Genomic DNA, 25,971 nt, shown 5'->3' on the forward strand with positions numbered 1-25,971 from the left:
CGGCTAGGCCCCCTTAATCCGGAGTCCTACCCTACAATGTTTATGAATTCACAGGATTGCTCCTTATTCTGCCGTATTACACCGCTCTATGAAAGGCAGAGGTGTCTTCCAGTGTCCTCACCCATATCGAGAACTTCGCTGGAGACATTTTTCTTAAGTTACCGTGAATTTTTCGGTTGTTGTAAAAGTCCATGTATTGGTCCAGCGCCTCATAAGCTTCATCGAGGGTCATAAAGTCCCTTTGGCTAAACAGATGGCGCTCCAGGACGCTGTGAAATGACTCAATGTAGGCGTTCATATTGGGGGACCGAGGTGGTATACGCTCATGAATAAGATCCAAGCTTTCACAGGTATCTCCAAATAGCTTGCTGACGAACTGCGGACCATTGTCTGTACGAACCACCGGCATGGGCTCGCCGGGCTCTATACGGTCTTGCAAGGCATACCATAAGGTTTGGACGACTTGTTTAGCTTCGCATACTGGGCCTCTATACTGCCCTACTACCATTCGGTCAAACACATCTATAATGCTGAGTACAAAAAAGAACCGTTCCTGCCCGATCGCGTATCCATATTTAATGTCCATTTGCCAAAGTTGGTTTGACCCCGTTATAACTCGATTTCTCGGTAATCGGCGAGGGTGGGAACGTACGCGCTTTCTAGGTTTCTGCAATATGTCTAACTCTTGGCAAAGTCGATAAGACTTCTTTTTGTTGAAGATGAGATCATACTTATCTCGAAGGGATTGGGCCAAAAACTTATAACCATAGACAAACTCTTCTCCTTCAAGGAGTTCGAGCAGCCATTCTTTGATTTGTGCGTCGCTAACTTTCTCACCTGTAGCCGTGTAAGAGTATCCAGGCACGGGACGACCTGCACGGCTTTCGGTTGGACGTTCTTCGCCTTTTTCTGCTGACTGGGCCAGTCGCTTTTTACGGTCGTAATACGTTGATTCTGACAACCCAAGAATGCGCAGCACAACAGCTGCCGGTTCCCCCCGCTTAATGAATGGGTCGGCTATTTCAAATTTTTCAGATAAGCGGGGTTTTGCTTTTTTAGCAACTCTCGCAAAATTTCGATTTCGAGTTCTTTTTCACCAAGGACCTTAACGGCCTTTTGGTAGCGTTGCTCTACCTCCTGCAGGCGTTGCAACTCTTGAACATGTTCGTCTGCCGCAGGAATTTCTTCAGGCGAAATAGAGTCCCGATGATCTCTAATCCAACTACGGACAGTCTCAGGGTGGACGTCGTACATTCGAGCCAATACCCCCACCTTAACACCTGCCATGGCTTCTTTCACAACTTTTAAACGTTTTTCTTCATTCAACCTTTTTCCCATACCGATCATCTCCCTTTGTCCTAAGTTTAAATTATTGGGCAGGGAGACTCCAGTTTAATTAGGGGGCCTTAGAGGATTTGCAGGAATTTTATTTAAGTAGCTTATTACGAGAGAAATTCCTGCAGATTTGCAGGAATTTACTTTCGCTGGAACTTTCTCAGGATGGGTGTAGACCACGAACGTAGGACCGAAGGACAAATATATGCCGGGAACTCGTACTCTGACGTAAATCGGAATCCTGGTCGACGGTATTGAAGCAAACGTTGCATCAGACCCTGACATGGTGCTGCCCATCTTGAGACTAATTCGCCGCCTTAAGAAGTTACGTGGCGAGCAGGAGCTGGCGCCCCGCAATTTCCCTAGCCGTCCGCCGATATTAACGGCCTTTTGGGACGCTGTTTCGGCCCGATTCGGCTTCGCGGGATTCATAGCGGCCAAAAAGGGCCTTATTGGACTGGTAAGGGTCCCGAAAATCAGGGTTTGCCTTGCCTTTTCCCAAAAATAAGCCCCTGAAAAGCCACTATTTCACATCACCCAGCTGAATTCGACAAAATAGAGCCGTTTAAGGCACTTATTCATCAGCCCTACTTCAAAGAGAAGCTGACCGCTGACAAATTTGTTCGTGATTAAGATTAAATTGTTTAATGCCATGCTAGGCTTGTTTGCTGAAAAAAGTAACGCCCAAAAAGTCCGCTATTGCAGGGAAACAGGCTCACCATAGGGATCAAAGGCGGATAGACTGGCTCAAAGGGTTTGACAGATTTGGCAAACCTAGGTACAGTAGAAGCAAATGAATAGGAAGTCCACTAGGGGAGCCGTCAGCGGCTGAGACAAGAGGATATCTTGGACCCTTTGAACCTGATCTAGTTCGTACTAGCGTAGGAAAGTGGAGTCGGTCATATCAAAAGCGATGGCGCACCGCTCAGGCGGGTGCCGGGTGACGCTTTTTTTGGGTGAAGCCGCTCCGTTTCCGGGGCGGCTTTTTTGGTGTCCTCGGAAACAACCAGGCGGAGCTCCCGGGACTTCCGTCTTCATTTCAACATCAATAGGAGGTGGAAAGGAATGCGGTTTACCGAGGAGCTTCGCCGGGAGGCGGATGGATTGTTCGAAGCGATTTTTGCCCATCCCTTCGTGAGAGGAATCGCGGAAGGAACGCTGGGCAGGGAACAGCTGATTCATTATGTGAAGCAGGACTTTGAATATTTGAATGCGTACATGCGGGTTTACGGCATCGCGATTTCCAAGTGTTCCAGCCGGGAAGATATCGCGATGTTTCATGAGCAGATTTCTTTCATACTGCACAGCGAGGTCCATCCGCATCGAAATTTTTGCGCGGTGGCCGGCGTAAGGTTCGAGGAGGTTCAGGGGTTCTCTCTGGCCCCGTCGGCGGACCATTACGTCAAACATATGCTGACGGTAGCCCATCAAGGCAGCCTGGGGGAAATCATGGCCGCGCTGCTGCCCTGCCCGTGGACCTATCTGGAAATCGGTCAGCGGTTGATGGAGGAAGTGAAGCCCGATCTATCCCATCCGTTCGGGGAGTGGATCCGGTTCTACGGCAGCCTGGCCGGCGAGGCGACGGAGTTGATGCGCTTGCGGGTCGATGCCTGGGCGGAGACAGCCAGTCCGGAGGAACGTGCGCGGATGAAGGAGCATTTTTGGTACAGCTGCCAGTTGGAATATTTGTTCTGGGATATGGCCTTCAAGGTGGAGGAGTGGCCGGTGCCGATGAAGGCCGCGGTGATGTAGACGCCAAACCCGGGAGTCGGTTAACGATCAAATTCGCGAGGAATAGAAAGGTGGATGTCTTCTATGCGTTTGTTGGAAAAGGAATTGTCGGATGTCTTGACCCGTTTGCAAAAAAGAAAGCCGCTCGTGCATAACATGACCAATGAAGTCGTCACCAACTTTACGGCAAACGGACTTTATGCGGTCGGCGCATCGCCCGTGATGTCCTCCGCGTCCGAAGAGGTGGCGGAGATGGCCAAAATCGCCGACGCGCTGGTGCTGAATATCGGCACGCTGAACGCGGGGCTGATCGACGCCATGATCCTGGCGGGACGGTCCGCAAACGAGCATGGGGTGCCGGTGATGTTCGACCCCGTCGCCGTAGGGGCGACGAAGTTCCGGACGGAAACGGCACAGCGCATTTTGCGTGAGGTCAACGTCTCGCTGGTGCGGGGGAATGCGTCGGAAATCGCCAACCTGATCGGGGAGGCCCGCGAGATCAAAGGGGTGGACGCCGTGGAAAGCGAGAGCCAGGACAATGTTCCCCTGGCGGTACGGGCGGCCAAAGCCCTGGGGACCGTGGTGGTCATCACGGGCCGGGTGGACGTGATCACCGACGGAAGCTCGTGCCGGATCATCAGCGGCGGAGACGCGCTGATGACGCAGGTGACCGGCACGGGCTGTCTGCTGACGTCGGTGCTGGGCGCGTTCGCGGCGGTCGAGAAGGACCTGATGCTGGCCGGTACGGCGGGGCTGGCCTTCTACGGCACGGCGGCCGCCCGTGCCGCCGAAAGGACGGCCTCCCTCGGTCCGGGCAGCTTCCAGACCGCCTTCCTGGATGAGCTGGCGAAGCTGCATCCGCATTCGCTCAAAGGCTATGCCGCTGTCCGCGAGATCGAGACGGCGTCCGCCGGAGGCCGGCCATGAAGGAGGGCCTCTCCCGCATTCCCAAGGCGCTGACGATCGCCGGTTCGGACAGCGGCGGGGGCGCCGGCATCCAGGCCGACCTGAAAACGTTCCAGGAACTGGACGTTTACGGCATGTCGGCCATTACGGCGATCACCGTGCAGAACACGCTCGGCGTCAGCGGGGTTTACCCGCTGCCCCCGGCGGCGGCAGCCGAGCAGATCCGGGCGGTCGGCTCGGACCTTGGCGTGGACGCACTGAAAACGGGGATGCTGTTCGACGCGGAGATCATCCGGGCGGTGGCCGCGGAAATCCGCCGGTTTCGCTGGAAGCGCGTCGTCGTCGACCCCGTGATGATCGCCAAAGGCGGGGAAACGCTGCTGCAGCAGGAAGCGGTCGCGGCCCTGCGCGAAGAATTGCTTCCACTCGCCCAGGTGGTGACGCCGAATATTCCGGAAGCGGAGGCGTTGTCCGGGCTGCCGATCCGCACAATGCAGGAGCGGCGGGAAGCGGCCAAGCGAATCCGCGCGATGGGTCCGGAAATCGTCGTCATCAAAGGGGGGCACGACGAGCGGGACGCTGAAGGCGGTGGGACATCCCGGTCCTCCTCCCCGTCAGGGGTGGAGGTGGTCGACCTAGTGTATGATGGAAGCCATTTTACCGAACTGGTCGGCCTCCGGGTTCACACGGTGCATACCCATGGAACAGGGTGCACGTTCTCCGCGGCGCTGGCGGCCGCCCTGGCGAAGGGAACCGCACTGCAGGAAGCCGTGCGTACGGCCCGGGCGTTTATTCAGGCGGCGATCGAGGACAGCCTGGAGCTCGGGCACGGGCATGGCCCGACAAATCACTGGGCGTACCGCCGGCGCCAAGAGGTGCTGCTATGACCGGCGCAGCGGCCGGACCGCGGATACGGCCGGACCGCATGCGCGAGCTGCTGCGCATGTACCTGGTCGTCGGCACTCCCAACTGCGCTGACGCCGATCCCCTGCACATCGTGGAGGAAGCGCTGGCCGGGGGCGTGACGCTGGTCCAGTTCCGGGAGAAGGGCCCCGGCGCACGCACCGGCGAGGCGCGGTTCGCCCTGGCCCTCCGGCTGCAGGCCGCCTGCCGCCGGAAAGGCGTGCCTTTCATCGTCAATGATGATGTGGACCTGGCCCTGCGGATCGGGGCCGATGGGGTGCACATCGGGCAGGACGATGAAAGCGCCGGGGAGGTCCGCGCGCGGATCGGCGGCCGCCGGCTGCTGGGCGTGTCCGCCCATACGCCGGAGGAAGCGCGGCGCGCGGTCGAGCAGGGCGCGGATTATCTGGGCATCGGCCCGATCTATCCGACCGCGTCCAAGGCCGACGCCCGCCCGGTGCAGGGGACCCGGCTGCTCTCGGAGCTGCGCGCCCTCGGCATCGGCGTCCCCTTGGTCGGCATCGGCGGCATTACCGCCGTCCGCGCCGGGGACGTGGTCCGGGCCGGAGCGGACGGCGTAGCCGTCATTTCGGCCGTCACCGGCGCTCCGGCCGGCGAAATCCGGACCGCGGTGCAGGCGTTCTTGTCGAAGATGAGGTCGGCGTTTTAACATATCTCTCTATATCGCGCCCCATGCGCTTCAGGCGGCCCTTCCAAGGCCGCTTTTTCGCGTCTGCAAGCCGGTGAGTCTTGCGTCCGGGAAGAAGGACTTTTTCCATAGGACAGATAGGACAAAAGGAATATTTTGCATGAAACAGCCCCGTTGGCAGTGGAGATTTCAAGGGGTATAAGGTAGTATGTTTGGTAAATCGTGCAAGGAATTTATTCCGAGCGAACCTTTTTGCAATGGAGGAATCAGGGTGTATTCATCAAGTGAAATACGCGCGGTCGCCAGAAAAATGTCACAGGGAAACGCGGACCTCAAACGCATGGAGAAACAGTTCGTTTCCACGGTGCACGAGACCTCTTCCTGGTGGAAAGGGAAAGCGGGCCAGGCGTTCAAAGAGGACTATCTCGGCAAAACGCACAGCGAAATCGAACGGCTGTACGCGGAGATTCGCGATCTGGAAACCGGTCTGGACCGGCTCGCCCGCGAAGTGCAGGCCGCGGATGACCGCCGCCGCGCGGAAGCGGAAAGAAAGGCCAAAGAGGAGCTATTGAAACAACAAAAAAACAAAAAATAGAGAACTTCATCTTTATATTGGGGAGAGACAATAGGAATGTGGAGCGTAAAGGATTATGCATTGTTGTGTGAGTTGGCCCGCACCGGGCTGCTTCCTGCGCAGCAATCCGGAGGCGTGCTCGAATTGACCGCCAAGCTGGAGACGAAGCTTGCGGGGATGGGCCAAGGGGATTTGGCGCAGCAGATCGGAGGCTCGGCGAACCTGGTTGACTGGGAATGGGAGCGGCGGGAGGGTGATGGGGAACGCCCGGACCGTTATTTTTTTGTGCACAAGGAACATAAGCGTTGGGTTGTTGTTATGCAGGAACCTTCGGATATCCCTTTTTCCCATACATATAGCATGGAAGAATTTGCGGCAGCGCTGCAGCGCGTCACCGACACCGGAGGTGCCCTGAGCTTTACGGGACTGGGACAAGGCGGCTGGCGCGCCGCGGAACTGGCGGCTATCCTCGGCGCGGAAGCGGTTGTGTTCGGGGCGCCCGGCGAGGAAGAGCTGCCGGGAACGGCGGTCAATTATGTCGGTGAAGACGACCCGGTCGGCGCTAGTAAGGAAAAAGTCGTGTTTGTGAAGCAGCAAAGCGGGTTGAAAGAAGAGGACGAGGCGTTTTATTACCGGAAGCTGGAGTTCGATGATGAGGGGAGCCCGGTCGTTGCCGGACAGAGCGAATTTTCCCGATTCGTCAGCTGGTTCTATCAGCGGGCCGGCACGGTGGAGCCGGACATTTGGGGAATCTTTTTCCCCGGGCCCGAAGAAGAAGGGGCTTTGCTGGCCGATCTGGGCGTGTATTCCGTCTACTTGCAAATCGGGTCCTTGAACCGGGAAGGGATTCTTCGCTCTGTTGACGAAACGATACGGCATGCCGGAAAAGTGCTTACGGCCAACCGTGAAGTAATGGTCCGGGAACTTGCGAAGGTCGGGGACGAAGACTATCATACCCGGGTGCCGGAAATCGCCGGGGAGCATGCGGCTCGGGCCAGCTCGTTCGTGGAGCGGACGTTTGACAGCGTGCAGACGATTTTTATGGGAATCGCGCTCTTTTCGCTGGATCAGGGCCAGTTTGATGTGACCCCCTGGATGGCGGGATTTTACGACCGGATCCACGAGCTGCTGGACAGGGAGCAGACCAAGCTGGAAGCGTGTCTGGACCAGGCGATCGCGAGCCATATGGAGCGGCTGCTCCAAATGCCCGATTTCACGTTGGATTGGTAAACATGAAGAACGGTTCCGGAACGAACCCGAACGAGGTTCACCGGAATGCCTACATAGGAGGTATGTCCATTGAATCGCCTGGCGATGCGAACCGTAATGCTGTTGTTGACGATCATATTTTCTTTGGGAGTGAGCGGGTGTATGAAGAGTGAAGCGCAGACCAACCGGAACAGAGATCCGGAAGCGATCAAGGAGCGGATGCTGTCTCATTTGCAGCAAAAATACGGGGAGGAATTCGTTCCGGTGTCCCTTACTTTGAGCGGCTTCGCCTACAATTATGACAATTTGTCGGCCTATCCCAAACAGGGAACTCAAAGCGATGCTTTTGAAGTTTGGGGAACGCAAATGAAGGATGGTTCCTACCGGATTAGCGACGGGTATTTCGGAAAATATATCAGACCGGAGTACGAAGCGGCCATGTCCGGTCTCATTGAAGAAATGTACAGTACGTTCAAGCTGTATACCAATTTCGGCGAGGGCGTACTGCCGGATCGGCTGAACAAGGAGACGAAAATTGAAGAAATTTATGCCCCGGGGGAGACTGTTTCCTCCGATACCGTTGTTTTTGTGAAACAGGAGGCAGTGAGGAATCCGGCGGATGTGGAGGCAAGCCTGGTGGAACTCGCCAAAAAAATGCGCGAGAAAAAACTGGTCGGCTTCGTCCAGCTTTTCGTTGTCCGTAATGACAAGTATGAGAACATCGATTTGCAAGCCCTGAACGCCGCGGATGACAGCGAGTATTTCGTAGGCGACTACAAGTCCGTGATGGTCACGCCCGAGCTGAAGATCCGGCAGAACGGGAGGGAGGTCGACGTCGATGGCTGAGCTGTCCGAAAGCCAGCTGATCCTGCTGGATAATTTGATTTACCTGAATGATGTGGCCAACAAAAACAATCGAACCGTCGGCGATATCGTGGACTCGCTTTTACATGGCGGCGGCCTGGACAAGAGCAAGACGATCAAGGACGGCAAAGAAACCTATCCCGGGCAAATGGACCGGGGCGAATGGGAAACGGTTCTGAAGGCGATTCAAAAAGATAAGGACTTAACGTCGTTGAAGCTCAAGCATGGCGTCGTCGGCACGACGTATGATACTAAAGGCAACCCCGTGCGCGGCAGTGACGGAAGAATTTTGGAGACGGGCAACCGGTCCGCCGCGTTTGTCGATCCCCAAGGCCATGCGACCGTCGTGTTCCGGGGGACGTCCGGGGACTACGAATGGCACGACAACGGGACGGGCGGCTATTTGTCCGATACGGAAATGCAAAAAGCCGCTCTGGATTATATCAACAGCCTGCCTTATGAGAACATTACCGTAACCGGCCATTCCAAGGGCGGGAACAAGACGCAGTATGTGGCGATTCTGTCCGATAAGGTGGACCGGGCCGTATCGTTAGACGGACAGGGGTTCTCGAAGGAGTTCCTGGAGAAGTACAAGGATGAAATCGCGGCGAACCGGCATAAAATCACGTCGATCTCCGCGGAGGGGGATTATGTCAACGTCCTGCTCAATCCGATTGCCGAGTCCGACAAGATCTTCTATATCGATACGGATGAACAGCGCGATTTTTTGAATAATCACAAGCCGAATATTATGCTGAAAGAAAACGGTGAATTGCGTAATCCCGCGGAACGAAGCGCAATTTCCACGCTGATCAATGATCTGACCATTTACCTGAATGCCAATATGAAGGAGCCCGACCGCAGCTACGCGGTCGACGGTTTGCTTGCTTTACTGGAGAGCGGGGAGGAGGGTTTCCCCAAGGAGAGCGCGGAGCATACCAAGGAGAGCATCAAAAAGGTGCTTCCCTATGTGGGGAATTATTTGCTGGAGAACGCCGCGGACGGGGCAAAGGATTTCTTGGGACTCGTGGTCACTTCCTTCGGAGCCAAAGTGTTCCCCCAATACTTTCTGGACGATTTCATGAAGTACGCGGCGATCAATGCACAAAACTTCAGCTACTTGTATGATTTGGCGACCGAGATCGGCGGAATTCTAAAAAATATCATCGTGGACAAACTGACGGAATTCATGTCCAATATCGCCGCAAAAATATCGACGACCGCCCAACATATCAGCGCGGCCGTCACCGGATTCGTCCAGAGGATCAAGGACGGCTGGGACCGGTTGGTCACCGGAATCCGGGAGATGGGCGAAAAGGTCAAAAATACGGTCATAGGGGCCGGCGAGGCCATTATGCGGTTTAAGGATAAAGTGGTGCAGGGAGTAACCAGCTTCTGCAACAGCCTGGTCGAAGGCACGAAGCACGTCATCAACGCGGTCCGGGATGCCTGGAACAGCGCGGTGGACAAAGTTTCAAACTTTATCGGCGATACCCGGGATAAGCTGGCCGCGAAGTGGGGCGAGTTCAAAGCCGGCGTGAAGTCGGCCCTCACGGCAACGAAGGAAGGCGTGAACCGGTTCATCGACGCCTCGGTGCGCAAGGTTCGGGAGACCGGGGAGTTCCTGGTCAACAAAATCAAGGACGGCATCGAGAAAGGCAAGGAAATCGCCGCCCGAATCGCCGCTTCCTTTACCGCTTTCGCCGAAAGGGTGAAGGAAGGCTGGGAACGGCTGAAGGCCGGAATCCGCAGTATGGCCGAGACGATCAAAAATACGGCGGTCCGAGCCGGCGAGGCCATATCCCGGTTTGCGCAGCATATTACCCTTGTCGTCAAGCGTTTCGCCGAGAAGCTGGTCGCGGCCTTCAAACAGGCGCTTCAGCAGGTGAAGAAGGCTTGGGACAGCCTGTGCGACAAAGTGAACACCGCCTTCAATTCCGTGAAGGATGCGGTGAAAGTCAAGGTCTCCGAGTTCAAAGACGGGGTCAAGCGGCTGGGGAAACTGACGAAGGAGGGCATCCGGCAGATCGGCAAGGGGTCGGCCGATTCCTTCAAGAAGTTCGCCGGCAAAGTCGTCAAAGGTATGGCTAAAATTTCCCACGGACTGCTGCTGGTGAATCTTGCCCGGTTAAGCGATCTTCAGTCCAAGCTGAAATTGCTGGATTCCGACATCGAAGCCAAAACGACGCGGATGGTCGGCGAGGCGGAGCGGGTCAGTTCCAGCGTCGGCCGCTCTTATAGCGAATCCAACGTGCAAAGCCAGGTGCGGCAGGTACAGAAGGCTTGCGATGAGGTCAAAAACCGGAGCCGGCGGGTCTCCGCGGAGCTGCAGCGGAAGTCCAAATCGCTCGCCCATGCCGAAGAACAATACGGCAAAATAGAAAGTATGCTTAAAAAGGGCATTTCCAGCCGAAATCTCTAGAATTGAATGACCTGATATTGACATCAAAAAAAGGGAAATTTAATATAGAAGTAGATCGTTAGCACTCGGATTCTTAGAGTGCTAATATATTGTTCACTGGAAGGAAGGAGCCCAATCATGGCAAAAAAGCAATTTCAGGCCGAGTCGAAACGATTGCTGGAAATGATGATCAACTCCATTTATACGCAGCGGGAAATCTTCTTAAGAGAATTGATTTCCAACAGCAGCGACGCCATCGATAAGATTTACTACAAGGCGCTTACGGACGAGAATTTAACGTTCAACAAAGACGATTACTACATCAAGCTGACGGTGGATAAGGACAACCGCACGCTGACCCTTTCCGATACGGGAATCGGGATGACGAAGGAAGAGCTGGAGAATAACCTGGGGATCATCGCCAAGAGCGGTTCGCTGGCTTTTAAGAACGAGAATGAAGCGAAGGACGGCCACAATATTATCGGCCAATTCGGTGTCGGTTTCTATTCCGCCTTTATGGTGGCGGACAAGGTCACCGTCATCAGCCGCGCTTTGGGGAGCGAGGAAGCCTATAAGTGGGAATCGACCGGAGCGGACGGTTACGCGATTGACGAGGCGGAGAAAGCGAACGTCGGGACCGATATTATTTTGCAGATCAAACCGAATACCGAGGACGACCAATACGATGAGTTTTTGGAAGAGTACCGCCTGAAGTCGATCATTAAGAAATATTCGGACTTTATCCGCTACCCGATTAAAATGGATGTGACGACCCACCGGCCGAAAGAAGGCAGCGAGGGCGAGTTTGAGGAAGTGAAGGAAGAGCAAACCCTCAACAGCATGGTGCCGATCTGGCGGAAAAACAAAAGCGAGCTGACGGACGAGGATTACGAAAATTTCTACATGGAGAAGCGGTACGGTTTCGACAAGCCGATTTCGCATATCCATATCAAGGCGGACGGCGCGGTCGTTTACAATGCGATTCTTTTTATTCCGGAGAAGACGCCGTTCGACTATTACACCAAGGAATATGAAAAAGGGTTGGAGCTGTACTCCAACGGCGTTCTGATCATGGAAAAATGCGGGGACCTGCTGCCGGATTACTTCAGCTTCGTGAAAGGGATGGTCGATTCCGAAGACCTTTCCCTGAACATTTCCCGCGAGCTTCTGCAGCATGACCGGCAGTTGAAGCTGATCGCCAAGAATATTCAGAGCAAAATCAAAAGCCAGCTGCAAAGCGTGCTAAAAGACGACCGGGAAAAGTACGAAACATTTTACGCTTCGTTCGGCCGTCAGCTGAAGTTCGGCGTATACAACGATTACGGCATGAACAAGGAAGTGCTCCAGGACCTGTTGCTGTTCACTTCCTCCAAAGAGAAGAAGCTGGTCACGCTGGACGAGTACGTCTCCCGGATGCCGGAGGATCAGAAGTACATTTACTATGCCGCCGGCGAGTCTGTAGACCGTCTGGAAAAACTGCCGCAAACCGAGCTTGTGTTGGATAAAGGGTACGAAATCCTTTACTTCACGGACGATATCGACGAGTTTGCGATCAAGATGATCCTCAACTACAAAGGCAAAGATTTCAAATCCGTCTCGAGCGGCGATCTTGGCATCGAGCCCGAGGAAGGCGATAAGGACAGCAAGGAGACCGAATCCGCGAACAAGGATCTCTTCGAGGAGATGAGCCGGCTGCTCGCGGGCAAAGTCAAGGAGGTTAAGGCATCCAAACGCCTTAAGACTCATCCGGTCTGCCTGTCCGCCGAGGGCGAAGTTTCCATCGAGATGGAAAAGGTGCTGAACGCCATGCCTAGCGGCCAAGACGTCAAGGCGGACAAAGTGCTGGAGATCAACGTCGGCCACGAGGTGTTCCAATCTTTGAAGGATGCCTTTGAACAGGATAAAGAGAAGCTGGGACTGTACACCAACCTGCTCTACAATCAGGCCCGCCTAATCGAAGGGCTGCCGGTGGAGGATCCGGTGGAGTTCACGAACAACATTTGCAAAGTGATGGTTTAAAATAACGGCATAATCCCTCGCCCGGGTCTGTCCTGGCGGGGGATTTGTTGTTTTATTGGTAAGTCAAATACCCAAGCGCGCCTAGCCATGCTATGCACGCCGGAGAGAATTTGACGCTTAATTTAATGAGATCATTAGTAGTGTAGTAGAGATTCAGTTATTAATCGGAATTTCTTTATTAAAAAATACGATTGATGCGATTTCCTTATCATTTATAACATTTTCAAAAGTTTTGATCGTAAGCATTTGAACTCCAAATTCCGTTAAAGTCCATCCGGTAAAAATACTTGTCGTTTCTGCGGTGCCATCTTTATAGTTTATCGTGATCGGGTAGTTATCCAAATATTTGAATTCATTTACATCGGACTTCCTTAATCTTCCGGCTGCCTCATCAATCTCTTTCAATGATTTACCTTCAATTTTTAAAGAAATCGAAATGGGTGAGACGGAGATCGTTTTTAATACTGCCCTATAACCAAACATGGTAATGTTTTGATCGATCTGATAAAGCGTAGAGTACTCCTTGAAATCCAGCTCAAAGGAAGTTTCCCAAGAACCCGGTATGACCGTTTCAAAAACCCCGGGAAGCGGATCTGCTGCTTGTAAATCTTTTAATTTGAAATGAACGGTTTGGCCAGCTATTGAATTTTTGGTCATAATTCTCATAACCAAGCTAACTTTATTGTCAATCGGATTTCCATCGTCGACCACCTCAAACCCGTAACTTTGAGTGTCCTGATCTGTCGTCATCGTGTCAACCATAAAACGGTATCGCGCTGCATTTAAAACGGTGCCTTTCGGAGCAGTGAAGTCCATTAAGATATAGGTCAGATTGCTGTCACCGATAACTTGCTTAATGGTAAGTGTTCCTTTCTCGTTTGCCACTTGTTTGTCAACCACATAAGCGCCATTTGACAAATATTCTGCCTGCTCATGATTGACTGGATTAAGAAATTTTAAAAATGTTTCATCTATTCCCAAGTATGCCGCTGCAAAAGCTGTTGTAGTTAAACAAACCATCAGCACAGCAGCCAATACTGCAGATCTTACGTGTTTCATAGGAGGAAGTCCTCTGCGCCTTGTGTTTTCGTTCTGGCTTTGCGTCAAAATGTTCTGAAACATTTTTTCTTTTTGCGTTTGGATCGTACTTTCTTTGTGTCCTAACATCTCCGAGATTTCTTTTACCGAGTACTCCTCAATATAGTAGAGATATAAAACGGTTTTGTATTTTTCGGGAAGAGAAAGCAGTTTTGTAAGCACCTTCCCCGATGGCTCATCGCTATTCCAAGAAGAAAATTCCGGTATAGCGTCTAATTCCACGCGACGGGTTTTCCACCAGTTTTTAAGAATGTCTTTGCAGTAATTTCTAGTGGTTACAATCAGCCATGCTTTTTCATGCTCGGGGTCATTAAAAACCATTTGAGATTTGATCAGTTTTAGAAATACAGATTGAACAGCGTCTTCTGCATCAACGGGATTTTTCAAATAGATATAGCTCAGCCTGTAAACTTGATCGACATGCCGTTGATAGAGTTCAGCCAATTCTTTATCCGTACGCAATAAAGAATTGTTTCCCATTTACTCGCCTCCTGATTACAACACGATTGATGACTCGAAAATATCCCAAGATTTAAGAAATTTATACGATTTTAAGACTTTAGAACAGTCCCAACTTTTTTATATTTAAGTGCCAAATAACCCCTACCTTTGTTCAAGGACGGGGGTCGGACTATGCTGGTATTAAGATATAAACACTCGGCAGGTTAGCGGTAACGACACCGACCACGGAAGCAGACGATTCAACGCTTCCGAATTTTTCGGATGCTCGAGCTGCGGTAGTTGCTCAAACAAGTAGTTTAGATATTTGTTCGGATTTAGCCCGTTTTCTTTTGCCGTCTCGATCACACTATAGATAGTGCTACTAGTCTTCGCATGCGCCCAGCACCTGAGAAGCGTGCCACCGTCCACATGCAAGTAGCCCGCGAATCCCTGAGAAAAGCGCGTGGGTTCTCGCCGTATCGGGTTGGCCGGTAATCGAATAGCACGATATAAGCGGAGGCGAGGCTATGTTCCCATTGCAAAATCTTGAGCTTGTTCTTCTCACGGTTACAGAATACGAACAGAGCTGGAGAGAACGAGGCGAGACCGAAGCCTTGCTGAACAAGGGCGGCAAGTCCGTCAATGGATTTACGTAGATCCGTCGATCCGCAAGCTAGATAGACAGTATGCGTGCCAGGCAGCGTTAGCATGTGAACGAAGGACCTGAACGACTTCACGAAGCGGGCGAGGGTCAAAGTCGGTCCGAAGCTCGATGCTCACTTCCCCGACAGGGATGATGAGCGGTGTAGCATGGGCTGGGCTGCAACACTTGCGGTGTCACCCACGGAGAGGGGGATGAAGGCCGGGGGGCGGGATTTGGTGGAAACGTTGGATGACGTCCCTTTTAATTTGCGAAGCCAGTACTTTAGCGTATGCAACGTAAATTGATTAGTGGAGCACCACGCAGTCTTAGTAAGTCCACTGGCTTTGTAATTCCCATATGAGAGTGATCCATTCTTGACGGCGAGCTTTCTGGGTTTTCATGAGGCGGCCTCCTATTTCTTTCGGATGACCTCTTTTTGCTTTCGCCTCAGCCTCCCCCTCCATCTCCCCCTCCATCTCCCCCTCCATCTGCCGGAATTTTAACGGAAGCAGTAGACGCTATTTTGTCCAAAAAGCGTTTTCCCCGATTCTAACGGAACTGGTAGCGCCTATTTTCTGCAATCACCACTAAAACGGGCCATTTTTGTCCGAATAGCGGCTATTATTTCCGTTAAAGTTTGAAATCTGCCTTTTTTGCAAAAATAGCCGCTCCTATTTCCGTTAGATGTTTTCCGGACCATGGAGTGCCATTCATCCATTCACCCATTCGCCCGTCCACCCCCTTATGTTTCTGAGGTCGTCGCCCACCGGTAATGTGTGATAAACTGGATACAGAATCCCAGAGTAAGGAGAATGAAGCATGGCCCTCGAAATCGAACGGAAATTTCTGCTTCCGGAGTATCCGAAAACGCTGCTGGAAGAAGGTGCGATCCAGGTCCTGAAAGAACAGGTGATTGACCAAACCTATCTGGCCCTGGATGGAGACGAAGAGCTTAGAGTGAGAAAAATCAAGGATCTCGGCACCGGCGAGGTGACCTATACGCATACCTTCAAACGGGGCTTCGGCTTGGCGCGCGAGGAGATCGAATACGATATTTCCGCCGGGCTATACGAGCAGATGATTCATATTCGCCGCGCGGTTCCTTTGGTCAAAAAACGGCTTACAGCCCTGTGGAACGGCATCCAGGTTGAAATCGACAGCTATCACCAGATCCAGATGGCGGTCTTGGAAGTCGAGTTCGGCTCCGAGGAAGAAGCGACGCGTTTTGTCCCTCCCGCATGGTTCGGGCCGGACATCAGTACGGACAAACAGTACAGCAACAAACGAATTTGGCGCGAATTGCAGGGAAGGAAGCAGATTTAATGCTTCACTGGCCCGAGGGAGGAAAGAAACTTTCAGGGCGGACTGATCAAATACATAATCCGAGAGGTGAAGGTATGTCGAACGAACTGCTGCAGGCACTTAAACTGATCAAGCAAAAGGAATGGATCGACCTGACTCATACATTTGGCCCGGATTCCCCGCATTTTGCGGCCTTCGCGGCGGCGGAATTCAAGACACTGTTCACGCACGACGACGGCTTTTTTGCCCAGAACTTCACCTTTCCCGGTCAATACGGCACGCATCTTGACGCCCCGATCCACTTTGTGCGAGAGGCCCGCTATCTCGACGAACTAGGGCTCAAGGAACTGGTGCTGCCGCTCGTCGTCATCGACAAGTCGAAGGAGGCCGCGTCCGACGCCGACTATTCCCTGTCCGTTGCGGACATCGAGGTGTTTGAAGCCGAACACGGCGAGATCGAAGCGGGAAGCTTCGTCGCCCTTCGCACGGATTGGAGCAAGCGCTGGCCGAGCCAGGAACGCTTCGAGAACAAAGATTCGGAAGGGAACAACCACGCCCCCGGCTGGTCGATGGAGGCACTGGAGTTTCTGTTCCGGCAGCGCGGCGTTAAAGCGATCGGTCACGAGACATTTGATACCGATTCGGCTGCGGATTATACGAAGAACGGCGCGTTGCTCGCCGAATATTACGTGCTCGAGCGGGATACGTATCAGGTTGAGCTGCTGAAAAATCTCGATCTTGTTCCCGCCAAGGGGGCGGTTATTTTCAATATCGTGCCCAAAGCGGAACGAGCGTCCGGCTTCCCGGTGCGATCCTTCGCGATCCTGCCCTGATCGTTTAAAAATCATTTATTCATTTTTATTACCGGGAAAACCTCCCGTTAATTTCTCGCTTCTGGCCCTTGGCTCCGATTTAACCGGAAAAGCTCCATCTATTTCGCGGCCCTTTCGCCAATACCCGCAGTTTCAGACACATTAGCGGGAGGTTTTCCAGCTAATCAGCCACTTCAGCCATAAAGGCAGTAATTTAACGGGAGGTAATCCCGTTAAATTATAAGCCATCGGTTTTTTAGCCCGGTTAACAGTAACAGGCCCATCCGCTAAGGATGGGTCTTTTGATCCTTACCGGATAAAATTGGTGCGTCAAAAGGACAAAATAAGTCATGTACATTAGGACGGTCGGATAGTATATTGATATCGATAATCATTATCAATAGAATTGACATTACGGGAGGCCATGAAATGAAAAGCTTCAAGATGATATTTGCCCTGATATTAACCTTGGCGGTTGCCGGCTGCGGAGGAAACTCAAACAGCGCGGGGAGCGCCAGCGGCGGCGAAACGAAGGGCAATACGGCCCAAACGGCCCAAGCGGCGGAAGAAGCCGGAACCGGGAATGGTACCGGAACCGGGACAACTTCCGGAAGCGAAGACGGGCCGAGAACGATAAAGCATGCCATGGGGGAGATCACGCTCGAGAAGAAGCCGGAGCGGGTCGTGGTGCTGTTTAACGGCATGGTGGATATTACGGCGGCGTTGGGAGTGAAGCCAGTCGGCGCCGTCGAATCCTGGGAAGAGAAGCCTTGGTACCTCTACCTCCGGGACAAAATGGAGGGGGTCAAGGATCTGGGAGAGGAGAATCAGCCGAATCTGGAGGCCATCGTAGCGCTTAAGCCGGATCTGATTATCGGTACGGAGGCGCGCCATGAAAAAATCTATCCTCAACTGTCCGAAATCGCGCCTACGCTGATTACCAAGGAAATTTTCGATTGGAAAGATAACCTCCAGCTCAGCGCCCAGGCGCTTTATAAGGACAAGGAAGCGGCGCAGCTCATTAAAGATTGGGACGCCCGCGTAGCGGACTTTAAACAAAAAGCCGGAGATAAGCTGAAAGATACGAAAGTTTCGATAATCCGGTTTGAGGATGACGGCAGCGCCCGCTTTTACGCCACGGGGTTTGCCGGAACGATCTTTAAGGAGCTTGGGATCGGGCGTCCGGAAGCCCAGATGGTTGAAGGCAAAGCGGTTGTGAATCTGACCTCCAAGGAGCAGATGGGGCAATTGGATGGGGATTATATTTTCGACATCACCCGCATCAGCCCCGAAGACAACGATACGCTAAAAACCAAGAACGAATGGACGTCCCACCCGCTTTGGAAAACCCTGAAGGGCGTCAAGAACGGCAAGTATATCGAAGTGGATATGATTACCTGGAATCTAAGCGGCGGGGTGATGGCGGCGAATGCCATGCTGGACGATGTCTACGAAATTTTTGGAATCAAGTAAAAAATACGGCATAGGGAGAAGGCAAAAATGACAGGGGCGATACGCGGGCGGAGAGCCGCAGTCATCATATTAGGGGTCCTGGTGCTGTTGCTGGGGCTGGCCGGAAGCATACTTCTGGGGGCCACGAACTATAGCACGGAGACGGCCTGGGACGCCCTGTTTCACTACGATCCCAACGTGACCGACCAAATCGTGATCCGGACGACGCGGCTGCCGCGCGCTTTGATCGCGGCGGTGGTCGGAGCAAGCCTGGCCATCGCGGGGGCGATGATGCAGACGCTGACGCGAAATCCGCTCGCTTCTCCAAGCGTGCTGGGGATCAATGCGGGCGCGGGCTTCTTCGTCGTCGGCGCCACGGTGCTGCTGTCCGTTTCCAACCTGCAGGTGTTGACGTGGTTTTCTTTCCTTGGCGCCGCAGCGGCAGCGGGAGTGGTCTACGTGCTGGGGTCGGCGGGCAGGGAGGGATTAACGCCGATCAAAATCGTGCTCGCCGGTTCGGCCATGACCGCCCTGTTTGCCTCTTTTACGCAGGGCGTCCTGGCGTTGGACCAGCAGAGCCTCGGCTCGGTATTGTTTTGGCTGACCGGCACGATCGCCGGGCGCTCCTCCGAGATACTCGCCACCGTGTTTCCCTATATGGCTGGCTGTTGGGGAGCCGCCTGGCTGCTGGCCCGGGGAATGAACATTCTCCTGATGGGCGAAGACACCTCCAAAGGCCTGGGTCAGCGTACAGGCGCCCTGAAAATCGGAATCGGCATCATCGTCGTTATCTTGGCCGGGGGCTCGGTGGCGATCGCGGGACCAATCGGCTTCATCGGCATCGTCGTACCGCACATGGCCCGTTATCTGGTCGGCACGGACCACCGCTGGCTGATCCCTTTTTGCGGAATATTCGGAGCGGCGCTACTGCTGTTGGCGGATATCGGAGCGCGGTTCATTATGATTCCGGAGGAGCTTCCGGTCGGCGTGATGACCGCCGTGCTCGGCGCCCCGTTCTTTATGTATATCGCCCGGAGAGGACTTGGCAAATCATGAACCGAGGAAACAGATGGATTCCATATGGGCTGCTGTTCGGCTGCCTGTTGACGGCGCTGCTCAGCGCCAGTCTGGGCGAAACGTTTATTTCGCCCGTCAGGGTACTCGGTAGCCTGACGGGCGCCGGCCCGGAGGCCGAGGCCATGATCGTGGAGAAGCTGCGCTTTCCCCGGATCGTCACGTCGATGCTGGCAGGCGCTTCCCTGGCCGCCGCCGGGGCCATCCTGCAGGGCGTGGCCCGCAACCCGATGGCATCCCCGGACATTTTGGGGGTGACCGGGGGGGCTTCCGCGGCGGCGGTGGCCTTCATGACGTATGGCCTCGGCGTATTCAGTATCCGCTGGCTGCCGGTAGCCGCCATGGCGGGAGCTGCCGGTGCCGCGCTGCTGCTGTACGCGTTCGCCTGGAAGAAAGGCGTGACCCCGCTTCGCCTCGTCCTCGTGGGCGTCGGGATGTCTTCGCTCATGTCGGCGGCCACGACGATGATGATTGTGTTTAATCCGCGCAACGACGCCGGTCAGGCTTATACCTGGCTGACCGGTTCCGTCTACGGCGCGAATTGGGAGCAGGTGCTGCTACTGCTGCCCTGGACCGCCGTGCTGCTGCCGGCGGCGCTGCTGATGAAGCGGCACGTGAACATTTCGCAGCTGGGCGATGAGGTCGCCACCAGCAGCGGCAGCCGCGTCCAGCGGGTCCGCTTCCTGCAGATCATGCTCAGCGTGGCCCTGGCCGGCTCGGCGGTCGCGGTGGCCGGCGCGATCGGGTTCGTCGGCCTGCTCGCCCCGCATATGGCCCGCAAGCTGGTGGGGGCGGACTTCGGCCGGCTGCTGCCGGTATCGGCGCTGCTTGGCGCCTGGATCGTCCTGCTGGCCGATCTGGCCGGACGCACGTTGTTCCTTCCGCTGGATGTCCCGGCCGGAGTGTTTACGGCGGCGATCGGCGCTCCGTTCTTCATTTATCTGCTGTATACGAACCGAAATCAATAGGAGGCGAAACGATTGGCTGAAACAAAACCCCTGCAAGGTGATGAACAATTAGAGGCGGCGAAGGCGGCTGATCCACGGTATCCTTTGGCCGACCTGATCAAGAGCCGCAGAACGGTCCGTGCGTTTAAACCGGACCCGGTCAGCAAGGAGCAGATTGTCGCTTTGCTGAATACGGCGGTTTGGGCGCCGAATCACGGGAACCGGCAGCCTTGGCGCTTTATCCTCGTGATGGACGAAGCGAGGGAGGCCTTCGCCGAGGCGGTGCTGCGCACGCATTCCGCCGAGGAGCGAGCCAGGATCGGTGCGCAGCGTCACGAGTATTTGACGACGCTGCCGGCGCAGCTTATCGTGCTGCAGACGGAGGATTCCCGCCATAAACAGCGGGAAGAGGATTTTGGCGCCGTCTGCTGCCTGATCCAGAATTTTCAGCTGGCCGCCTGGGAACAGGGGATTGGCGTCGTTTGGAAGACGAATCATTACATCCACGAGCCGCGCTTTCGTTCGGCCTTCGGCATCCAGCCGGGGGAAAAAATCGTGGGCGTACTGTACATCGGCTACGCCGAAACGATCCCTACCGCTCAGCCAAGAGACAGGGCGGAAACGAAGCTGACCGTGCTGGATCGACTGCCGCTTACCAATTAACCTTAGGCGAAAGGGGGGAATCTACCGATGGCGTTGAATGCGGCGGGGCTAAGGCCTGTAGTGCTGTTCTCCTCAATCCATCGCCGCGCTTTTCATAGTTCCGGCCATGGCCATGACATCAAGATTCCGACCTATCTGCTTTGCATGGTGAAAGAGGGGAAAGGCTGGGTTAGCTTAAGCGACCCGGAAAAGACGGCGACCGTCGGCCAGGGGGATTGCTTTGTGCTGACCCCGGGGTCCACCGTGCAGTTGATGCTCGAGTCCGAATCGCTCGAGTGCTTTCTGGTGTTGTTCAGGCCGGTGACGCTGCAGCGGCGGAGGGGGAATTGGCAAGCGGGACCGCTGCTTCCCGGCGACGGCGGATGGTCGGGATTCGCCGGCAAGCTTGAGCCGGTACGATCACCCGCGCTTTTGGGGGATGCGGCTGCACTATATGCGGACAGCCGCTTGCCCGGGGCTGACAGCGAGCAGTTGCAGCTGCGATGCCAGAGCCTGCTCTGCATGGTGCTGGATCAGCTCAAGGAGCGGAGCGCGGCCGTAAAGCCCAGCGGACTGGAGCTCAGTATCGGATACATGCAGCGGCATTTCCGTTCCAAAATCCAGCTGGAGACGCTGGCGGAGATCGCCGGGCTGACGCCGAGCTCCTACTCCAGGCGCTTCAAACGGGAGAAAGGGGCGACTCCCGTAGAATACTTGAGCCGGCTTCGGCTGCATCATGCGAAGATGCTGCTCTCCCGTCCCGGCATTACTGTGAAAGAGGCGGCGGCGGAATCCGGTTTTGGAAACGAGTTTTATTTCAGCCGAGTATTCAAGCGGGAAGTCGGCATGGCCCCGACGGCTTATATCAAGCAATTTAAATCATGAACAAATTGGTCTGCGGCCAGCTCCAGCTCCTCTTTGAGGCAAGGCAAGGGCGAGTCAATAAGGGCCTTAAACGACCTTAAACGGCGCTATTTTGTCGAATTCGGCTCAGCGGCTTCATCCGACAAAAAAAGCCTGCAGATTTGCAGGCTTTTTTTGTCACGCGCGAGTACAGTTTATTTCGCCGTCAGTCCGCCATGATCACGGAGCAGGTGACCGTAGTGCATGCGGATGAACTCCAGCACTTTGTCGGAGATGATTTGATGGCCGGCCTGGTTCGGATGAATCCCGTCCGAGCAGAGAAATTGGGTGAAATCGGGATGCTCCAGGAAGGCTCCGCGCACATCGATGAACTTGGTTTTGGTCAATTCCGACACTTTGAGGATCGTGGAATTATACCTCTCCTGCCACCAATAAATTTTGGTCACACTGCCCAGCCATTTGAGAATGTTCTTCTCGGCATCGGGATTGTTCCTGCTGACCCATTTGAAATAGCTGTCCGCATTCAGGGGGGGCAGGCTCATCAGTACGGGGGTAATCTGCTGGTTTTTCAGAAATTGAACGGCTTCGGTCAGCATTTTTTCGAACAGATTAAAATCCGTTTTCGGGCGGTGCTCGCCTTCAGGGTTGTCTGCAATCTCGTTCCAGTTAAAGTCGCAATCATTCCCGCCGTACTCAATGAGCACGATGTTCGGTTTGTCTTTCATGACATCTTTGCGCAGGTTGGCCACACCCTTCATGAGCGTATTGCCGAACCGGGCGGTGTTCCGGACTGCGCCCTTCAATCTGTTCTGCAGCAGGGAAACGTAATTGTCCTCCAGCAAAACATATTTGTTCTTGACCTCGTCATAAATAACCCCTTTGGAGATGGAATCTCCAGTGACCAGGTATTTGGCCGGCATATCCGGGCTTCCCTGATTTTCCATACTCTTCGGATCACCTCGTTCCATTGCTGTTTTCCTTCTTCAATTGTAGTTGAGTTTCACACCGGAAAGCAAGCGGCTTTCCTTAGCGGAGATCGGAAAGAAGCGGATCAGAATCCGGCAGGATTCGGGTACGATGACGGGGTGCCGAAAGGATCGCCCGGATCGGCCGGAACGTCCTCGATTCGGTTTGCAGGCGGGACATAAGGTCGTACAACGAGTACGGTGGCCGCATCCGTAAAGCCCGCATATTTTGCGATGACACGGGTGAGTCCCGGCGAGAGCCCCGAAAGGTTACCGCTCGCGTCGATCGAAGCGATGCTTGGATCCTCGATCGTGAAATAAGTAGCCTCCGTTACCGATTTAACCCCGCCGTCCGGAGCTTGAAACAGAGCGACAATATCCAGCTGTGTATCGACAGAAAGGGAGTAATCGTCGGAATCCAGGTAGAATTGGCTTTCCCCAGGAATCTCGTCGACCGTTTTGTATTTGACCAGCTTTAGCCGTTCCGAACCGAAAGTTGAAGTGATCCATACAAGCCCTCCGTCCTGGGGAATGTCGGTGCGGGCGGCGTCGTAGAATCTTGGAGCGAGGTTTTGAAGCAGGGACCAGAGGATCGTTCCTTCTTCATCGATTTTTAATGTGAGATGCCGTTGGTCCGATCTGCCGCTGATCAGATAACCGCCCGAGCCGTCCGGGGTAGGCTTCATGTAAGAGAGAAGCTCGGGGAACTCCGGGTCTACCAAGCCTTTTCGCCAAACCGCGTCACCATCCTCCGTTAACTTCCACAGTCCGGAGCCGTCGAGCATGAAATACCCGTCCCCGTCGGGGGCGGGCACCAACTGCCGGACGTAGCCCCAGCCCGCCTCGTAAGGCAGCGTTTTGCTCCACGTAATTTCACCTGTCGGACCGTATTTCACCAGTAAGGGAAGCCAGGAGGTACTGTTTTCCTTCACGGCGTACCCCGCGGCTAAGAATCCTTCATCCTCCGTCTCCACAACGTCAAGGAGCACCTGTTCTTGATATTCGCGGTAATAATGATCCCACAACGGGGTTCCTTCCGCATCGACCCTCAAAATATAAGCGGGCTGGGTACCCGATGCGTTGGAAGTCCAGGAAACGGCGATAAAACCGCCATTCCGGGTTTCTTTGATCCGCTGGATCGGTGCATACCCGCGGTACTCGCCATAGGACCCGCTCCATACAGGGTCTCCGTCTGCCGACAGCTTGAGCAGATAGGCCCGGGAAAAAGGCCTTCCATCGCTTCTGTCGAGCATTCCACCGCCGATCAAAAATCCGCCATCCCGGGTTTGGATCATCGATTGAATGGTGTACATCTCAGTCGGGTAGTTTTCATCCAAATATTCACGTTCCCATTCCGTATTTCCGCTCGAATCGGTTTTGATGGCAACGATTTTGGCTAAGGGAGAGATTTCATTCCGCGGGGTTGCGGTGCCTACAGCGATATAGCCTTGATCGGGCAGGGACAATACTTGGGATGGCTCATTGTAGTTGTCCGGCGATCCGAACTCCCAGGACCATTCTTCTGCGTAGCCTGCCGGACCTTCGGCAGCAAACCCTTGCACCGGGGGGACGTACCAAAGGCCGACGGCCATCAGGATGGTAAGTATCCACAACTCGGCTTGTCTGCGCATCGGTGCTTTCATATTGCATCACTCCTCCTCAATTTGGAAATCATATCAATTTCAGTGTGATGGAAGGGAAAGTCCTGGAACAGGTACGAAAGAGAGAATTCTTCTGTGAGCTAGGTCTCAATTATTGACGGCAAGTGGACATAAAGGGGCAGCTAATGAGAGAATACAGATAATGCTATTAGAAAAAGGGGGATGCATTCAGTGCTTCGATTCGGAATCATCGGAACGAACTGGATCACGGAACGCTTTATCCAAGCGGCGGAGGAGACGGAGCAATTCGTGCTGGCGGCCGTTTACTCGCGCACGGAAGAGAAAGGGGAGGCTTTTGCGGCCAAGTACAACAGCAACCCTGAAGTATTTACGGATTTGGAAAAAATGGTGTCGAGCGACCGGGTGGACGCGGTGTATATCGCCAGCCCCAATTCGTATCACGCCGAGCAGGCCATTCTGTGCATGAACCATGGGAAGCATGTGCTGTGCGAGAAGCCTTTTGCTTCGAATGTGGAAGAGACGCAGCGGATGATCCGGGCGGCGCAGGAGAACGACGTGCTGCTGATGGAAGCGATGAAGTCCACATTGATGCCGAATTTCCGGGTGATCGCGAACAATTTGTATAAAATCGGGCGTGTACGCCGTTACTTTGCCAGCTACTGCCAGTATTCTTCCCGGTATGACGCGTTCAAGCAAGGGACGATTCTGAACGCGTTCAATCCCGCCTACTCGAACGGCGCGTTGATGGATCTGGGGATTTACTGCCTGTACCCGATGGTGACTTTGTTCGGCAAACCCGAATCCCTTCAAGCCACCAGCGTGATGCTGTCGTCCGGCGTGGACGGGGAGGGGAGCATTCTGATGCGCTATGAAGACATGGATGCCGTAGTGATGTATTCCAAAATCGCCGATTCCTATGCCCCGGCGGAAATTCAAGGGGAGAACGGCACGCTGATCATCGATAAGATCAATCAGCCTTACGATGTAAAGATCATGTACCGGGACGGCACCGTTGAGGACCTTCGGCAGCCGCAGATGCAGGAGTCGATGTTCTACGAGGCGCGGGAGTTTATCGAACTCGCGCAAAGCGGCCGACGGGAAAGCGGTGTGAACACGCTGGCCAATTCCTTGATCGTTGCCGAAATCATGGAGGAAGCCCGGCGGCAGATCGGGTTGAAGTACCCGGCGGACCGGTTTTAAGGGTGTAAGTGTACCTTCATGGTAAACTCTTGCCCGGGGCAGAGCCCGTTCAACGCAATTAACAGGAATTCCTCCCTTAAATATGGTCCCTACCCGGCGGCAGAGGTGAATTAACTGGAAAAACTCACGCTAATTCGCCTGAAAGAGGAATATTGGCGGCCGGAACCGCGTAAATAACCGGAGTTTTTCCCGTTAAATCAGCTTAAAGGGCCCTCAGCCGTCAATTACCGGGAGGTTTTCCCGTTAATAGGCATTAACGTGTAGGCTAGTCCATAAAAAACCACCGACATCACAATGGATGCGGTGGTTTTTTGTGGA

The 25,971-nt window shown here is 54.2% G+C and carries 24 protein-coding genes, 1 pseudogene and 1 riboswitch; of the genes and pseudogenes, 17 read left to right on the forward strand and 8 right to left on the reverse strand.

What is annotated here, in order from left to right:
• Positions 1-76: 76 nt before the first annotated feature.
• Both V4U84_RS23835 and V4U84_RS23840 read right to left on the reverse strand, forming a co-directional pair.
• Positions 77-979 carry an IS3 family transposase gene (locus tag V4U84_RS23835; RefSeq protein ID WP_334074351.1) on the reverse strand — a complete coding sequence of 301 codons (903 nt, stop codon included), beginning with the start codon at positions 977-979 and terminating at the stop codon, positions 77-79.
• A gap of 38 nt (positions 980-1,017) precedes the next feature.
• The gene (locus tag V4U84_RS23840; protein ID WP_170287029.1) at positions 1,018-1,338 is read right to left on the reverse strand and encodes a helix-turn-helix domain-containing protein; all 321 of its coding nucleotides are present in this window, start codon (positions 1,336-1,338) and stop codon (positions 1,018-1,020) included.
• A gap of 798 nt (positions 1,339-2,136) precedes the next feature.
• Positions 2,137-2,240: riboswitch (TPP riboswitch) on the forward strand.
• Positions 2,241-2,400: 160 nt separating this feature from the next.
• Here V4U84_RS23840 and tenA point away from each other — a divergent pair.
• The 9 genes from tenA (at position 2,401) to htpG (ending at position 12,591) form a co-directional block, all read left to right on the forward strand.
• Complete coding sequence (gene tenA / locus V4U84_RS23845) at positions 2,401-3,087, forward strand: thiaminase II (RefSeq protein WP_334073387.1); 687 nt, start codon at positions 2,401-2,403, stop codon at positions 3,085-3,087.
• A gap of 63 nt (positions 3,088-3,150) precedes the next feature.
• Positions 3,151-3,993 (forward strand): hydroxyethylthiazole kinase, encoded by an 843-nt coding sequence (gene thiM / locus V4U84_RS23850; protein WP_334073388.1) that lies wholly within the window; start codon positions 3,151-3,153, stop codon positions 3,991-3,993.
• Complete coding sequence (gene thiD / locus V4U84_RS23855; protein ID WP_334078077.1) at positions 3,990-4,859, forward strand: bifunctional hydroxymethylpyrimidine kinase/phosphomethylpyrimidine kinase; 870 nt, start codon at positions 3,990-3,992, stop codon at positions 4,857-4,859. The genes thiM and thiD overlap by 4 nt, the downstream gene beginning before the upstream one ends.
• A complete protein-coding gene (gene thiE, locus V4U84_RS23860; RefSeq protein WP_334073390.1) occupies positions 4,856-5,545 on the forward strand; it encodes a thiamine phosphate synthase in 690 nt (229 codons plus the stop codon). The genes thiD and thiE overlap by 4 nt, the downstream gene beginning before the upstream one ends.
• A 250-nt stretch (positions 5,546-5,795) precedes the next feature.
• A complete protein-coding gene (locus tag V4U84_RS23865) occupies positions 5,796-6,119 on the forward strand; it encodes a WXG100 family type VII secretion target (RefSeq protein ID WP_334073391.1) in 324 nt (107 codons plus the stop codon).
• Between the two features lie 36 nt (positions 6,120-6,155).
• Positions 6,156-7,328 (forward strand): hypothetical protein, encoded by a 1,173-nt coding sequence (locus V4U84_RS23870; RefSeq protein WP_334078078.1) that lies wholly within the window; start codon positions 6,156-6,158, stop codon positions 7,326-7,328.
• 69 nt (positions 7,329-7,397) lie between these two features.
• Entirely contained in the window at positions 7,398-8,153 is a 756-nt protein-coding gene (locus tag V4U84_RS23875) for a hypothetical protein (RefSeq protein WP_334073393.1), read from the forward strand.
• Entirely contained in the window at positions 8,146-10,593 is a 2,448-nt protein-coding gene (locus V4U84_RS23880; protein ID WP_334078079.1) for an Mbeg1-like protein, read from the forward strand. Before V4U84_RS23875 ends, V4U84_RS23880 begins: the two co-directional genes overlap by 8 nt.
• Positions 10,594-10,710: 117 nt before the next feature.
• The gene (htpG, locus tag V4U84_RS23885; protein WP_334073395.1) at positions 10,711-12,591 is read left to right on the forward strand and encodes a molecular chaperone HtpG; all 1,881 of its coding nucleotides are present in this window, start codon (positions 10,711-10,713) and stop codon (positions 12,589-12,591) included.
• A gap of 153 nt (positions 12,592-12,744) precedes the next feature.
• On the opposite strand, the gene V4U84_RS23890 is transcribed toward htpG, so the two are convergent.
• The 4 genes and pseudogenes from V4U84_RS23890 to V4U84_RS27020 all read right to left on the reverse strand — a co-directional run bounded on the left by V4U84_RS23890 (position 12,745) and on the right by V4U84_RS27020 (position 15,068).
• Positions 12,745-14,169 carry a sigma-70 family RNA polymerase sigma factor gene (locus V4U84_RS23890; protein ID WP_334078080.1) on the reverse strand — a complete coding sequence of 475 codons (1,425 nt, stop codon included), beginning with the start codon at positions 14,167-14,169 and terminating at the stop codon, positions 12,745-12,747.
• Between the two features lie 162 nt (positions 14,170-14,331).
• Positions 14,332-14,523 (reverse strand): annotated as a pseudogene (locus V4U84_RS23895) (transposase domain-containing protein); the annotation flags it as partial.
• Entirely contained in the window at positions 14,493-14,840 is a 348-nt protein-coding gene (gene tnpB / locus V4U84_RS27015) for an IS66 family insertion sequence element accessory protein TnpB (RefSeq protein WP_416367293.1), read from the reverse strand. The pseudogene V4U84_RS23895 and the gene tnpB, both read right to left, overlap by 31 nt.
• Before the next feature lie 66 nt (positions 14,841-14,906).
• Positions 14,907-15,068, reverse strand: a complete 162-nt coding sequence (locus V4U84_RS27020) for a hypothetical protein (protein WP_416367294.1) — start codon at positions 15,066-15,068, stop codon at positions 14,907-14,909.
• 524 nt (positions 15,069-15,592) lie between these two features.
• On the opposite strand from V4U84_RS27020, the gene V4U84_RS23905 reads away from it, so the two are divergent.
• From V4U84_RS23905 to V4U84_RS23935, 7 genes are all read left to right on the forward strand, one after another.
• Complete coding sequence (locus tag V4U84_RS23905) at positions 15,593-16,096, forward strand: CYTH domain-containing protein (RefSeq protein ID WP_334078082.1); 504 nt, start codon at positions 15,593-15,595, stop codon at positions 16,094-16,096.
• 74 nt (positions 16,097-16,170) lie between these two features.
• On the forward strand, positions 16,171-16,908 hold the full coding sequence (locus V4U84_RS23910) for a cyclase family protein (RefSeq protein WP_334078083.1): 738 nt from the start codon (positions 16,171-16,173) through the stop codon (positions 16,906-16,908).
• A gap of 408 nt (positions 16,909-17,316) precedes the next feature.
• Positions 17,317-18,360, forward strand: a complete 1,044-nt coding sequence (locus V4U84_RS23915; RefSeq protein ID WP_334078084.1) for an ABC transporter substrate-binding protein — start codon at positions 17,317-17,319, stop codon at positions 18,358-18,360.
• Positions 18,361-18,387: 27 nt separating this feature from the next.
• Positions 18,388-19,395 carry a FecCD family ABC transporter permease gene (locus V4U84_RS23920; protein WP_334078085.1) on the forward strand — a complete coding sequence of 336 codons (1,008 nt, stop codon included), beginning with the start codon at positions 18,388-18,390 and terminating at the stop codon, positions 19,393-19,395.
• Positions 19,392-20,381, forward strand: coding sequence for a FecCD family ABC transporter permease (locus V4U84_RS23925; RefSeq protein ID WP_334078086.1), 990 nt, complete (start codon positions 19,392-19,394; stop codon positions 20,379-20,381). The genes V4U84_RS23920 and V4U84_RS23925 overlap by 4 nt, the downstream gene beginning before the upstream one ends.
• A 12-nt stretch (positions 20,382-20,393) precedes the next feature.
• Complete coding sequence (locus V4U84_RS23930; protein ID WP_334078087.1) at positions 20,394-21,023, forward strand: nitroreductase family protein; 630 nt, start codon at positions 20,394-20,396, stop codon at positions 21,021-21,023.
• 27 nt (positions 21,024-21,050) lie between these two features.
• Positions 21,051-21,887 (forward strand): AraC family transcriptional regulator, encoded by an 837-nt coding sequence (locus V4U84_RS23935; protein WP_334078088.1) that lies wholly within the window; start codon positions 21,051-21,053, stop codon positions 21,885-21,887.
• Positions 21,888-22,060: 173 nt separating this feature from the next.
• On the opposite strand, the gene V4U84_RS23940 is transcribed toward V4U84_RS23935, so the two are convergent.
• Together V4U84_RS23940 and V4U84_RS23945 are read right to left on the reverse strand one after the other, a co-directional pair.
• Entirely contained in the window at positions 22,061-22,834 is a 774-nt protein-coding gene (locus V4U84_RS23940; protein ID WP_334078089.1) for an SGNH/GDSL hydrolase family protein, read from the reverse strand.
• Positions 22,835-22,917: 83 nt separating this feature from the next.
• Entirely contained in the window at positions 22,918-24,474 is a 1,557-nt protein-coding gene (locus tag V4U84_RS23945; protein ID WP_334078090.1) for an Ig-like domain-containing protein, read from the reverse strand.
• Positions 24,475-24,663: 189 nt separating this feature from the next.
• On the opposite strand from V4U84_RS23945, the gene V4U84_RS23950 reads away from it, so the two are divergent.
• Positions 24,664-25,653, forward strand: a complete 990-nt coding sequence (locus V4U84_RS23950) for a Gfo/Idh/MocA family protein (RefSeq protein ID WP_334078091.1) — start codon at positions 24,664-24,666, stop codon at positions 25,651-25,653.
• The last annotated feature ends 318 nt before the right edge of the window (positions 25,654-25,971 follow it).

It is taken from the genome of Paenibacillus sanfengchensis (genome assembly GCF_036864765.1).
GTDB classification, from domain to species: Bacteria; Bacillota; Bacilli; order Paenibacillales; family Paenibacillaceae; genus Fontibacillus; species Fontibacillus sanfengchensis.